The organism is Bradyrhizobium yuanmingense, from assembly GCF_025200905.1.
Classification (GTDB): Bacteria; Pseudomonadota; Alphaproteobacteria; order Rhizobiales; family Xanthobacteraceae; genus Bradyrhizobium; species Bradyrhizobium yuanmingense.
The window spans coordinates 315,391-327,932 of the sequence record NZ_CP104173.1 but is presented as its reverse complement, the minus strand read 5'-3'; the positions used below and the strand labels follow the sequence as shown (position 1 = coordinate 327,932).

The 12,542-nt window shown below is 65.1% G+C and carries 13 protein-coding genes and 1 pseudogene; 8 read left to right on the top strand and 6 right to left on the bottom strand.

Features of this window, described 5'->3' with window-relative positions; all coding sequences use genetic code 11:
- Nucleotides 1-33 precede the first annotated feature (33 nt).
- From N2605_RS01500 to dapE, 5 genes are all read left to right on the top strand, one after another.
- A complete protein-coding gene (locus N2605_RS01500; protein ID WP_036026517.1) occupies nucleotides 34-1,020 on the top strand; it encodes a DUF1036 domain-containing protein in 987 nt (328 codons plus the stop codon).
- Between the two features lie 194 nt (nucleotides 1,021-1,214).
- Nucleotides 1,215-1,904 (top strand): pyrimidine 5'-nucleotidase, encoded by a 690-nt coding sequence (locus N2605_RS01495; RefSeq protein ID WP_225183430.1) that lies wholly within the window; start codon nucleotides 1,215-1,217, stop codon nucleotides 1,902-1,904.
- A 199-nt stretch (nucleotides 1,905-2,103) separates the two neighbouring features.
- On the top strand, nucleotides 2,104-2,949 hold the full coding sequence (dapD, locus tag N2605_RS01490; RefSeq protein ID WP_225150856.1) for a 2,3,4,5-tetrahydropyridine-2,6-dicarboxylate N-succinyltransferase: 846 nt from the start codon (nucleotides 2,104-2,106) through the stop codon (nucleotides 2,947-2,949).
- 234 nt (nucleotides 2,950-3,183) lie between these two features.
- The gene (locus N2605_RS01485; RefSeq protein ID WP_225114335.1) at nucleotides 3,184-3,777 is read left to right on the top strand and encodes a DUF805 domain-containing protein; all 594 of its coding nucleotides are present in this window, start codon (nucleotides 3,184-3,186) and stop codon (nucleotides 3,775-3,777) included.
- Nucleotides 3,774-4,940 carry a succinyl-diaminopimelate desuccinylase gene (gene dapE / locus N2605_RS01480; RefSeq protein ID WP_260345612.1) on the top strand — a complete coding sequence of 389 codons (1,167 nt, stop codon included), beginning with the start codon at nucleotides 3,774-3,776 and terminating at the stop codon, nucleotides 4,938-4,940. The genes N2605_RS01485 and dapE overlap by 4 nt, the downstream gene beginning before the upstream one ends.
- Nucleotides 4,941-5,110: 170 nt before the next feature.
- Here the strand turns inward: dapE and truA are convergent, their stop codons facing one another.
- The 3 genes from truA to def form a co-directional block, all read right to left on the bottom strand.
- Nucleotides 5,111-5,848: a tRNA pseudouridine(38-40) synthase TruA gene (gene truA, locus N2605_RS01475; protein WP_036014097.1), complete on the bottom strand. Its 738-nt coding sequence runs from the start codon at nucleotides 5,846-5,848 to the stop codon at nucleotides 5,111-5,113.
- Nucleotides 5,849-5,986: 138 nt separating this feature from the next.
- Entirely contained in the window at nucleotides 5,987-6,910 is a 924-nt protein-coding gene (fmt, locus tag N2605_RS01470) for a methionyl-tRNA formyltransferase (RefSeq protein WP_260345611.1), read from the bottom strand.
- A 136-nt stretch (nucleotides 6,911-7,046) separates the two neighbouring features.
- Nucleotides 7,047-7,574, bottom strand: coding sequence for a peptide deformylase (def, locus tag N2605_RS01465; protein WP_260345610.1), 528 nt, complete (start codon nucleotides 7,572-7,574; stop codon nucleotides 7,047-7,049).
- 169 nt (nucleotides 7,575-7,743) lie between these two features.
- Here def and N2605_RS01460 point away from each other — a divergent pair, with 169 nt between their 5' ends.
- The 3 genes and pseudogenes from N2605_RS01460 (at nucleotide 7,744) to N2605_RS01450 (ending at nucleotide 10,935) form a co-directional block, all read left to right on the top strand.
- Nucleotides 7,744-8,943: a DNA recombination protein RmuC gene (locus N2605_RS01460; protein WP_260345609.1), complete on the top strand. Its 1,200-nt coding sequence runs from the start codon at nucleotides 7,744-7,746 to the stop codon at nucleotides 8,941-8,943.
- A gap of 133 nt (nucleotides 8,944-9,076) precedes the next feature.
- Nucleotides 9,077-9,378: pseudogene (locus tag N2605_RS01455) on the top strand (GIY-YIG nuclease family protein).
- Nucleotides 9,379-9,573: 195 nt separating this feature from the next.
- Nucleotides 9,574-10,935 carry an AmpG family muropeptide MFS transporter gene (locus N2605_RS01450; RefSeq protein WP_260345608.1) on the top strand — a complete coding sequence of 454 codons (1,362 nt, stop codon included), beginning with the start codon at nucleotides 9,574-9,576 and terminating at the stop codon, nucleotides 10,933-10,935.
- Between the two features lie 134 nt (nucleotides 10,936-11,069).
- Here the strand turns inward: N2605_RS01450 and N2605_RS01445 are convergent, their stop codons facing one another.
- From N2605_RS01445 to N2605_RS01435, 3 genes are all read right to left on the bottom strand, one after another.
- On the bottom strand, nucleotides 11,070-11,504 hold the full coding sequence (locus tag N2605_RS01445; RefSeq protein WP_036041781.1) for a hypothetical protein: 435 nt from the start codon (nucleotides 11,502-11,504) through the stop codon (nucleotides 11,070-11,072).
- Nucleotides 11,505-11,592: 88 nt separating this feature from the next.
- Nucleotides 11,593-12,195, bottom strand: a complete 603-nt coding sequence (recR, locus tag N2605_RS01440) for a recombination mediator RecR (RefSeq protein WP_036026497.1) — start codon at nucleotides 12,193-12,195, stop codon at nucleotides 11,593-11,595.
- A gap of 1 nt (nucleotide 12,196) precedes the next feature.
- Entirely contained in the window at nucleotides 12,197-12,517 is a 321-nt protein-coding gene (locus N2605_RS01435; RefSeq protein WP_036014105.1) for a YbaB/EbfC family nucleoid-associated protein, read from the bottom strand.
- Nucleotides 12,518-12,542: the final 25 nt, after the last annotated feature.

The window sequence follows — 12,542 nt, the reverse complement described above, 5'->3', positions numbered from 1 at the left end:
CATCCACGCCGCTCCCCCCTCACCCGCTTCCTGATGACGCTGCCTGCCGCAACTGTCTCCTTCTTCTTCTCCTCGGCGCCGGCGATCGCCGACCTCAAGATCTGCAACCGCATGTCCTATGTGGTCGAGGCCGCGATCGGCATCGACGACAAGGCGGCCACCGCGACGCGCGGCTGGTTCAGGATCGATCCCGCCGCCTGCCGCGTGGTGGTGCAGGGCACGCTGACCGCCGACCGCATCCTGCTCAACGCGCGCGCGCTCGGCGTCTACGGCGCGTCCCCGATCCCGCAAAGCGGCAACGACATGCTGTGCGTCGCGCAGGACAATTTCGTCATCGCGGCGGCGCGGCAGTGCCGCAGCGGCCAGACGCAGGTTCCCTTCACGCAGGTGACGCCGACGCAAAGCCCGGACGGCAACCTCGTCGCTTATCTCGCCGAGGATTCCGAATATGACGACGAGCAGGCGCGCCTCGCCGGCATCCAGCGGCTCCTGGTGATCGCAGGCTACGACGCCGCGCCGATCGATGGCGTCGACGGGCCAAAGACGCAGAGCGCGCTGGCCGCATTCCTGAAGAGCCGGGGCTTGTCGTCCGACATCGTGGGCTCGCAGAACTTCTTCAAGACCATGGTCGATGCCGTGCAGACGCCGTCCGCGACCGGCCTCACCTGGTGCAACGACACGCCGCACAAGGTGATGGCGGCGATCGCGACCGACGACGGCAAGGCCGTGACCAGCCGCGGCTGGTATCGCATCGATCCCAAGACCTGCCTGCACCCCGATGTATCAGGCCAGCCGAAGCAGATCTTCAGCTTCGCGGAAGCGGTCGACGCCGACAACCGAATCGTCAAGCTGAAGGACAAGCCGCTGAACTGGGGCGGCGACCGGCAGCTCTGCACACGCGAGACCAAGTTCGAGACCAGCGAGCAGACCGATTGCGGCGCGCGCGGCTTTGCGCCAACGGGCTTCGGCGCGGTAGACATGTCGAGCGGCGGCAAGACGCTGCGCTTTGCCGTGCCGTGAGATTGGCGCAATGATCAGCACGCAAGCATCCACAAGCTCCGCCGTCGTCCCCGCGAAGGCGGGGACCCATAACCCCAGGGAGTGGTTGCGGAGGGAAGCTGGTCACCCCGAGTCTTCGCAAAACTCCTCCCTGGGGTTATGGGTCCCGGGCTCGCGCTTCGCGCGCCCCGGGACGACAAGTTGAGAATGCCGATATGACCTTCCCCCGCAGCTTCAACCATGTCGACACCTGGGTGTTCGACCTCGACAACACGCTCTATCCGCATCACGTCAATCTGTGGCAGCAGGTCGATGCGCGGATCGGGGAGTTCGTCTGCAACTGGCTGAATGTCGGCCCGGAGGAAGCGCGGGCGATCCAGAAAGACTATTATCGCCGCTTCGGCACCACGATGCGCGGCATGATGACCCTGCACGGCGTCTCCGCCGACGACTACCTCGCCTATGTCCACAAGATCGACCACTCTCCGCTGGAGCCGAATCCGGCGCTTGGCGCGGCCATCGCAAAGCTGCCGGGCCGCAAGCTGATCCTCACCAACGGCTCGGTCGACCATGTCGATGCCGTGCTGGCGCGGCTCGGCTTCGCCGGCCATTTCGACGGCGTGTTCGACATCATCGCCGCCGAGTTCGAACCGAAGCCGGCGGAGCAGACCTACCGCAAGTTCCTCGGCCAGCATGCGGTCGATCCGACCCGCGCCGCCATGTTCGAGGACCTCGCCCGCAACCTCACCGTCCCCTACCGGCTCGGCATGACCACCGTGCTGGTGGTGCCCGACGGCACCAAGGAGGTGGTGCGCGAGGACTGGGAGCTGGAAGGCCGCGGCGCCGCCCATGTCGACCACGTCACGGATGATCTGGCGGGGTTTTTGGCAAAGTTGTCGGGGTGATTTCGTAGCCTGGATGGAGCGCAGCGTAATCCGGGGCTGGCGTAGCTGCGGAGAGACTGTCCCGGATTGCGCTTCGCTCCATCCGGGCTACGGGTCTTCCCGGGTGGTGATCCAGAACGCAGCCTTGACTCCGCTCCGCCAAATCCCGAAAAAGCGCTCCAATTCTCGCGAAACCACGCGCTTCCCAGAGGAAATCACGATGTCCCTTGCAGCCCTCGAATCCACCATCAACAGCGCCTTCGAGGCGCGTGAAGGCATCTCGACCACGACCAAGGGCGAGGTGCGCGAGGCCGTCGACCAGTCGCTGGAGATCCTTGACAAGGGCGAGGCGCGCGTTGCCGAGCGCGGCAGCGACGGCAAGTGGAAGGTCAATCAATGGCTGAAGAAGGCCGTGCTGCTGTCGTTCCGCCTCAACGACATGGACGTCATTGGCGGCGGCCCCGGCAAGGCAAGCTGGTGGGACAAGGTGCCCTCGAAGTTCGAAGGCTGGGGCCCAAACCGCTTTCGCGATGCCGGTTTTCGCGCGGTGCCGGGTGCGGTGGTGCGCCGCTCGGCCTTCATCGCCAAGAACGTCGTCTTGATGCCGTCCTTCGTCAATCTCGGCGCCTATGTCGATGAGAGCACGATGGTCGACACCTGGGCCACCGTCGGCTCCTGCGCGCAGATCGGCAAGCGCGTGCACATTTCCGGCGGCGCCGGCATCGGCGGCGTGCTCGAGCCGCTGCAGGCCGAGCCTGTCATCATCGAGGACGATTGCTTCATCGGCGCGCGCTCGGAAGTCGCCGAAGGCGTGATCGTGCGCAAGGGCGCGGTGCTGGCGATGGGCGTGTTCCTGGGAGCCTCGACCAAAATTGTCGACCGTGAGACCGGCGAGGTCTTCATGGGCGAAGTGCCCGAATATTCCGTCGTGGTGCCCGGCGCGCTGCCCGGCAAGCCGATGAAGAACGGCCAGATCGGCCCGAGCACCGCTTGCGCCGTGATCGTCAAGCGCGTCGACGAGCGCACGCGGTCGAAGACCAGCATCAACGAGCTGCTGCGGGATTGATGCTATCTCCTCCCCCTCTCCCCGTTCTTACGGGGAGAGGGTTGGGCTGAGGGGCCTCTCTCCGCGGATGAGATAGCCGCGAGACCTGTACCCCCTCACCCGGATCGCAAGAGCGATCCGACCTCTCCCCGCAGGCGGGGAGAGGTGAAAGAGCCCCTCGCAGCACCCGTCGAACCCAACTTCCCTCCATCGCGACCAATGTCCGGGCGGCCCGTTCCGCCCGGAGCCGCTCGCATGGACTGGACCCGGTTTCTCTTCCGCTTCGACGGCCGTATCAACCGCGCCAAATATTGGCTGGCCGGGCTGATCATCCTCTGCTGGATGATCTTGATGGCCGCGATCGTGGCGGCGTTCGACCCCCGCCCCTTCCGCTTTTCGGTCGACGACATCTTCAAGGTCGTCGATCCCGAAACCTATCGAGATGTATCGCGCGCCGACCTCCCGCTGATCCTGGTCAAGCTGATCGGCACGCCGCTGTTCACATGGGTGTTCGCCGCGACCTCCGTCAAACGGCTCCATGACCGCGACAAGAGCGCCTGGTGGGGGTTGCCCTTCTTTGTCCTGCCCGGCCTCATCAACCAGTTCCTGGACCGGATCAGCAACGATTATATCGGCTTCACGCTCGGGCTGATCTCGTTCATCCTCGCGACCTGGGGCGGCATCGAGCTGCTGTTCTTCCGCGGCGCGAAGAGGACCAATCGTTTCGGCGCCGATCCGCTCCACGTCCCGCCCACGGGAAGGCCGGGTTGGGATCAGCAGCGTGAGCTCGAAATGCCGGCGCAGAAGGCTGGCCCACCGCCGCAATGGCATGTTAAGCGGGGCGCATGACCGATGCTCTCTCCATTGCCCGCGACCTGATCCGTTGCCCTTCAGTCACTCCGGCCGATGCCGGCGCGCTCGGGGTGCTCGAAAAAATCCTGGGCGCTGCCGGTTTCACCTGTCACCGCGTGACCTTCAGCGAGGAAGGCACCGCCGACGTCGACAATCTCTACGCTCGGATCGGCACCGACGGTCCGCACATCACCTTCGCAGGCCACACCGATGTGGTGCCGCCCGGCGACGAGAGCGCCTGGAGCGTCGGCGCGTTCTCCGGAGAGGTGAAGGACGGTGTGCTGCATGGCCGCGGCGCGGTCGACATGAAAGGCGGCATCGCCTGCTCGGTCGCCGCGGTGCTGGAGCATCTCGCCGCCAACGGCGGCAAGCCGCGCAGCGACGGAAAGGGCTCGATCTCGTTCCTGATCACCGGCGACGAGGAAGACGTCTCGATCAACGGCACCATCAAGCTGCTGAAATGGGTCGCCGATCGCGGCGAGAAATTCGACCATTGCGTGCTCGGCGAGCCTTCCAACGTCGAGACGCTCGGCGACACCATCAAGATCGGCCGGCGCGGCTCGCAATCCGGCACGCTCGTCGTCGACGGCGTGCAGGGCCACGTCGCCTATCCGCACCGCGCCTCCAATCCGGTGCCTGACATCTCGCGGCTGATCGTCGCGATCTCCGACGAGCCGCTCGACCATGGCAGCGCGCAATTCCAGGCGTCCAATCTCGAATTCGTCTCGGTCGACGTCGGCAACAAGGCCTTCAACGTCATCCCCGGCGAGGCCCGCGCAAGATTCAACATCCGCTACAACGACAACCACACCCAGGCGAGCTTGCGTGAATTGGTGGAGACGCGTCTCGCCAAAGCCTGCGGCAACCGCATCAAGGCCCGCATCGTGTGGGAGCCCTCCAACTCGAACGTGTTCGTGACCAAGCCGGGTCCGTTCACCGATCTCGCGGTCTCCGCGATCGAGGAGGTGACGGGACGCAAGCCCGAGCTCTCGACGTCAGGCGGCACGTCGGATGCGCGGTTTATTTCAAGCTATTGCCCCGTGATCGAGTTCGGCCTGGTCGGGCAGACCATGCACCAGGTCGACGAGCGCGTGCCGGTGGCGGATCTGGAGAGGCTGACGAAGGTGTATCGCGGGATTTTGGCGCGGTATTTTGCTTGAGGCAGTGTTGCCTCCACAAACACGACCGTCATCGCCCGGCTTGACCGGGCGATCCAGTATTCCAGAGACGGCAGTGATTGAGCCGAGGCCGCGGCGTACTGGATGCCCGGTCAAGCCGGGGCATGACACCGAGGTTTGGCGAGAGCATGCCCACTCTCTGCGCCGCTCGCCTAATAATCCACCTTCATCAAATACAGCCCCTCAGGCGGGGCGACGATGCCGCAGGCGGTGCGGTTGCGGGCTTTGAGTGCGGCGGAGAGATCGTCGGCGGTCCAGCGGCCCTCGCCGACCCAGACCAGGGATCCCACCATCGAGCGCACCTGGCTGTGCAGGAACGAGCGCGCCGAGGTGATGACGTTGATCTCGCGGCCATCGCGGATCACGTCCAGCTGGTCGAGCGTCTTCTCCGGCGATTTGGCTTGGCACTCGGTGTCGCGAAAGGTGGTGAAATCGTGCTTGCCGAGCAGGCGCTGCGCCGCCGCGTGCATTGCGTCGGCATCGAGCTTGCGCGGCACGCGCCAGGCGTGGCCGACATCGAGCGCGAGATTGGCGCGAGTGTTGACGATGCGATAGCGGTAGTGGCGCTTGACCGCCGAGAAGCGCGCCTCGAAATCGTCGGGCACGATCTCGGCCTCGAGCACCGCGATCGGATGCGGGCGCAGATGCGCGTTGAGCCCGTCGCGAAAACGGCCCGGCGGAAACTGCTTGTCGACGTCGACATGCGCGACCTGGCCGCGCGCATGCACGCCGGCATCGGTGCGGCCGGCACCGTGCACGCGCAGATCCGCCCCGGTCATCGCCTTCACGGCCGCCTCGAGCGCGCCCTGCACCGACGGCAGCGTGTCCTGCACCTGCCAGCCGAAGAACGGCGCGCCGTCATATTCGATGGTGAGCTTGTAGCGGGGCATCGTGTCCAGTTTCGTCGTCATTGCCCGCCTTGTGCGCTGTTGCGCACTGGGGCGGGCAACCCAGTACTCCGCGGCTTATCCGATTGACCGAGAAGCCTCGGCGTACTGGATACCCCGCCTTCGCGGGGTATGACAGTGTCAGGTGAATTTGGATCCCGCCTTTAACGGCACGCCGCGCAGGAAGTCCGCGGCCTGCATGCGGGCCTTGCCCTCGCGCTGCAGCTCGATGATGCGGATGGCGCCGTCGCCGCAGGCGACGGTAAGCTGATCGTCGAGCATTTCGCCAGGCGCGCCGGCGCCTTGCGCCAACTCGCAACGCAGGATTTTGACGCGGGCATCGTCAAGCTCGCTCCAGGCGCCGGGGAACGGCGAGAGGCCATGGACGTGGCGCAGCACTGCGCGCGCCGGCTTTGTCCAGTCGATCCGCGCCTCCGCCTTCTCGATCTTGGCGGCATAGGTGGCGCCGTCCTCGCTCTGCGCCTTGAGCTGGAGCCCGCCGCGTTCGAGCGCGGCCATCGCGCGCACCATCAGGTCGGCCCCCAACCGGGACAGGCGATCGTGCAGGTCGAGCGCGGTCATGCTGTCGGTGATCGTGATGCGCTCGGCCATGGCGACGTCGCCGGTATCTAAGCCGACATCCATCTTCATCACCATCACGCCGCTCTCGGCATCATCAGCCATGATGGCGCGGTTGATCGGCGCGGCGCCGCGCCAGCGCGGCAACAGCGAGGCGTGCAGATTGTAGCAGCCGAGTTTTGGCGCATCGAGGATCGCCTGCGGCAGGATCATGCCATAGGCGACGACGACGGCCGCGTCCGCATCGAAGGCGCGGAACTCGGCCAGCGCCTGCTCGGTCTTCAGAGTCTTCGGCGTCAGCACGGGAATGCCGAGCTTTCGCGCGGCCTCCTCGACCGGCGTCGGCTGCAATTGCAGGCCGCGCCGGCCGCCCGGCTTGGGCGCGCGGGTGTAGACCGCCGCGATCTCGTGCCCATGCGCGACCAGCTCGAGCAGCGTCGGCACGGAGAAATCGGGCGTGCCCATGAAGATGAGGCGAAGGGGCATTTGACGAGACAATCCTTGAAACGAGCAAGGTACTCGTCATGGCCGGGCTTGTCCCGGCCATCCACGTTCGTCCTGCTCGCGGCGGCAAAGAACGTGGATGCCCGGGACAAGCCCGGGCATGACGGCGGAGGAATTATCACTCCGCCGCGCGCTTGGCGGCTTTCTCGAACTTCTTCATGACGCGGTCGCGCTTGAGCTTGGACAGATAGTCGACGAACAGCACACCGTTGAGATGGTCGATCTCGTGCTGGATGCAGGTGGCGTAGAGGCCTTCGGCATCCTCCTCGTGCACCTTACCGTTGAGATCGGTGAAGCGCACGCGCACCTTCGCGGGCCGCTCGACCTCCTCGTAATATTCCGGGATCGAGAGGCAGCCTTCCTCGTAGACCGACAGTTCCTCGGACGAGGCGATGATCTCTGGATTGATGAAGACGCGCGGCAGCGGCTTGGTCTCGCCGTTCTCATCGCGCTTGGCGAGGTCCATGGTGATCAGGCGCAGCGGCTGCGCGACCTGGATCGCCGCCAGCCCAATGCCGGGCGCGTCGTACATGGTCTCGAACATGTCGTCGGCAAGCTTGCGGATCTCCGCCGTGACCTTCTCGATCGGCTTGGAGACCAGGCGCAGCTGCTTGTCGGGCAGGATGATGATTTCTCTGAGGGCCATGGCCGCGATTTAAGCCGCGCGCCGGATGCGGTCAATGCGGCCCGGAACCCCTTAACCCCTCGCTAACCATAAAACTTCACCTTTCATTAACCATGACAATTAGGGCCCGGTTAACCCAGAATGTTCCCTCTTCGTTCGCGAGAGCGCAGCGAATCGGCTACAAGGCGGCATGAACGAGATCATTGTCATGCTGGGCGACTGGCCGGTGCGCATCGTCGATGCGCTGATCGGCTTCGGTGCGCTCGTCCTCATCCTGCTGGTTGTGATTGCGGTTGTGATCGCGCGCTCGGGGCGGCGTGGCGCGGAACTCGCCATGGCGAACGCAATCCGTGCCGACGAGCTCGAGGAGCGGCTCGCCCAGGTGCTGCACGCCCAGAGCGAGGCCTCGGGGCGGGTCGACGCCATGACCCAGGCGCTCGCCGGCCGCCAGGCCGAGATGGCGCGCGCCGTCAACGAGCGACTTGATTCGGTGACGCATCGGGTCGGCCAGTCCATGGAACATTCGACCCGCAACACCATGGAGAGCCTGCGCGCGCTGCATGAACGGCTCGGCATCATCGACAACGCGCACAAGAACCTCACCGACCTCACCACGCAGGTGACCACCCTGCGCGACGTGCTCGCCAACAAGCAGTCGCGCGGCGCGTTCGGCCAGGCGCGGATGGAGGCGATCGTCCAGGACGGTCTGCCCAAGGGCTCCTACGAGTTCCAGTTCACGCTCTCGACCGGCAAGCGGCCGGACTGCGTCGTGTTCCTGCCCGATCAGCGCCCGCTCTGCATCGACGCGAAGTTTCCGCTGGAGGCGATGACGGCGCTGCACGACGCCCGCACCGACGAGGAGCGGCGCGTTGCCACGCAGCGGCTGCGCGGCGACGTGATGAAGCATGTCAGCGACATCGCGGAAAAATACCTCGTCACCGGCGAGACCCAGGAGATGGCGCTGATGTTCGTGCCGTCGGAATCGGTCTACGCCGAGATCCACGACGGCTTCGACGACGTGATCCAGAAAGCCTATCGCGCCCGCGTCGTGCTGGTATCGCCGTCGCTGTTGATGCTCGCGATCCAGGTGATGCAGCAGATCATGAAGGACGCGCGCATGCGCGATGCCGCCGACCAGATCCGCACCGAAGTGATCAAGCTCGGCGACGATTTGGGACGCCTGCGCGACCGCGTGCTCAAGCTGCAAAAGCATTTTGCCGACGTGAACGAGGACGTCCGCCAGGTGCTGATCTCCGCCGACAAGATCGAGAAGCGCGCAGGCCGCATCGAGGAGCTCGATTTCAGCAAGAGCGATGCGCCGGAGACACCGCGGCTGGTGGCGAAGGGAGCGGCAGAGCTGTTTCCGCGCAAGCTCCAGGCGGGGGAGTGAGACTAGGGCACACTGTCGTGCCCCGCGAAGGCGGGGCATCCAGTACGCCGTGACGATCGTTGTTAAGCCGACGTGCCGGCGTTTACTGGATCGCCCGCCTTCGCGGACGATGACGGCGGAATGGAAGGCGAAGATGGATCCACGCCAGTACGACGTGTACATTCTCGCCAGCCGAATTGGCGGCACGCTCTATATCGGCGTGGCGAACGATCTCATCCGCCGGTGGCGCAGCACAGGTTGAAGGTCATCGAAAGCTTCACGGAAAAGTACGACGTCGCCCGACTTGTCTACTTCGAGCAGTTCGACGATCCCGAGAATGCGATCAAGCGGGAGAAGCGGTTGAAGAAGTGGAATAGGGCCTGGAAGGTCCGCTTGATCGAGCAGCATAACCCAAACTGGGATGACCTCTATCCTGGGATAGCCGGACCGTCATGATGGCGTCATGCTCAATGTCATGCCCCGCGAAGGCGGGGCATCCAGTATTCCGCAGCCCGTGTGGTTGAACCAAGACGCCGCGGAGTACTGGATCGTCCGCCTTCGCGGACGATGACACCGAGCGTGTTGGAAGCTCTCCCGTCTCACCAGCTACCGCGAGAGTCTTTTCTCCCAGAATCTGCTAACACGCCCCCCATGACCGCACCCGACGCGACCTCCCCCGCCGCGACTTCCACCGCCTCGCCCTCCTGGCGCGACAGCCTTGCTGTTTACCTGCAGCCGCGGGTGCTGATCGTGCTGTTTCTCGGCTTCTCCTCGGGGCTGCCGCTGGCACTGTCGGGATCGACGCTGCTGGTGTGGATGGCCGAGGCCGGGGTTGATCTTGGAACGATCGGGCTGTTTGCGCTGGTTGGAACGCCCTACACGCTCAAATTCCTGTGGGCGCCGCTGGTCGATGCGCTGCATGTGCCGTTCTTCACGCATGCCTTCGGACGCCGCCGCGGGTGGCTGGTGTTTGCGCAGCTGCTGCTGATCGGCGCGATCCTGCTGTTGGCGCTGACCGATCCGGCACGTTCGCCACTGCTTGTCGCGCTCGGCGCGCTGCTGGTCGCGACGATGTCCTCGACGCAGGACATCGTGGTCGATGCTTTCCGCGTCGAGAGCCTGCCCGAAAGCGAGCAGGCCGCCGGCATGGCCGCCTATGTCGCCGCCTATCGCATCGGCATGTTGGTATCGACCGCAGGCGCCCTGTTCATCGTCACCGGCTTCGAGGCGATCGTCCCGCGTGGCGCCGCCTGGATGTGGGGCTATGTGGTGATGGCGGCTCTGGTGCTGATCGGCACGGTGACTGCGCTCGCCGCTACCGAGCCCGCACAATCCGCGCGCGCCGAGGCCGCCACGCAGGACGACGGCGCGCTCACGCGCGTGTTCCATGCCGCGCTGGGCGCGTTCTCGGAATTTCTGAGCCGCAAGGAAGCATGGGTCGTGCTCGCCTTCGTCGTGCTGTTCAAGTTCACCGACGCGTTTTCCGGCAACATGACCGTGCCGTTCGTCATCGACATCGGCTTCACGCGGAACGATTATGCCGTGATCGTCAAAGGCGTCGGCATCGTCGCGACCCTGGCCGGCGGCTTTGCCGGCGGCTTTGTGGCCCGGCGCTATTCGCTCGCGACCAGCCTGTGGATCGGCGGCATCGTGCAGGCGATGTCCAATTTGTCGTTCTCGTGGCTGGCGCTGGTCGGCGTCAACGAATGGGCGCTGACCCTCGCGATCACCTCCGACAATTTCTGCAACGCCATCGGCACCGTGATCTTCGTCGCCTATCTCTCGGCGCTGTGCCAGAACCCGCTGCACACGGCGACCCAATATGCACTGCTGACGGCGCTCGCCGCGGTGGGACGGACCTATTTGTCGTCGGGCGCAGGCTATCTGGCGAAAGCGACGGGCTGGCCGATGTTCTTCGCGATCTCCGTCCTCGTCGCCATCCCGAGCCTGATGCTGCTTGCGTATTTGCAGAAGCGCGGGCATTTCGAGGCACTGGGGCCGGTGCGGGTGTAGGCACCCCTGTCATGCCCCGCGAAGGCGGGGCATCCAGTACTCCGAGACAGTCGTGATCGACCAAGAAGCTGCGGCGTACTGGATCGCCCGCCTTCGCGGGCGATGACACCGGAATCGGGGAGACGACTCCACCCCTACTGCTTCTTGATCAGGCTCCACTTCGTGATCACGGCCTCGCTCATCTGGCCGGGATCGCTGGCGCAGGCGACCTCGTCCACCTTCACGGAGATCTCCTTGCCGACGAAGGATTTCAGCTGGGCGGCCTGCGCCTCGCTGGAGGTGACGAGCTGGAACGTCTCGGGGCCGGTTTCGAGATTGCAGAGCCCGTTCGGCGGCGGCAGGCGGCGCGGTTCCGACGTGATCTGGTAGGTCGCGACGCGCTTGCCGTTCTTGACGTCGCGCACCTTCATCGCGTTGAGCTCGCCGGAGAGCACATCGCCAGTGTTGATCGGCTTGCCGGGCTTGGACGGCGGCAGCGCCGCGTCGCCCTGCTGCGCGGAGATGGCCGGGGTCACCAGCATCAGCATCGTCGCGACCAAAGCCCATCGCGTGGCGAAAAGTTTCGTCATGTCGTCCGTTCCGTAAAGTCTGGATGGAGATTCCTGTTTTGACGCGTTTTCTTCACGCGAACCGGTATCCACTTCGCTCGAAAACGCTCTAGAACAGGGTGCGCTGCCGCATCGCAGCCGATAGCGTACCTTCATCGAGATAATCAAGCTCGCCGCCGACGGGAACCCCGTGGGCGAGCCGCGTCACCTTCACATTGGCGTCCTGAAGCAGGTCGGTGATGTAATGCGCCGTGGTCTGGCCGTCCACCGTCGCATTCAGCGCTAGGATGATTTCATGCACTTGCGAATCATGCGCGCGCGCCACCAGCGCGTCGATGGTGAGGTCCTGCGGGCCGACGCCGTCGAGCGGCGACAATGTCGCGCCCAGCACGTGATAGCGCCCCTGGGTGGCATTGGCGCGCTCCAGCGCCCAGAGGTCGGCGACATCGGCGACGACGACGATGATGGCAGGATCGCGCTTCGGATCGGTGCAGACGGTGCAGGGGTTTTGCGTGTCGATGTTGCCGCAGGTCTTGCAGACCTGGACCTTGTCCAGCGCCACCTGCAAGGCGCTCGACAACGGCATCATCAGCGCTTCGCGCTTCTTGATCAGATGCAGCGCCGCGCGCCGCGCCGAGCGCGGACCGAGGCCCGGCAGCCGCGCGAGCAGCTGGACCAGCCGCTCGATCTCGGGACCTGCAACAGCGCCCATCTTATTGGCCGAACAGCCCCGGCGGCAGGCCGAGCCCGCCGGTGAGGGCCTGCATCTTCTCCTGCATGGCGGTCTCGGCCTTGCGGCGCGCATCAGCGAGGGCGGTGACGAGCAGGTCTTCCAGCACCTCGCGCTCCTCGGCCTTCATCAGCGAAGGATCGATCTTGATGCTCTTGACGTCCATCTTCGCGGTCATGCGCACGGCGACGAGACCGCCGCCGGAAATGCCTTCGACCTCGACGTTGGCGAGCTGGTCCTGCATCTCCTGCATCTTGGATTGCAGCTGCGCCGCCTGTTTCATCATGCCGAGAAAATCAGCCATGGGTGCGTGTCCTTGGAAAGAATGG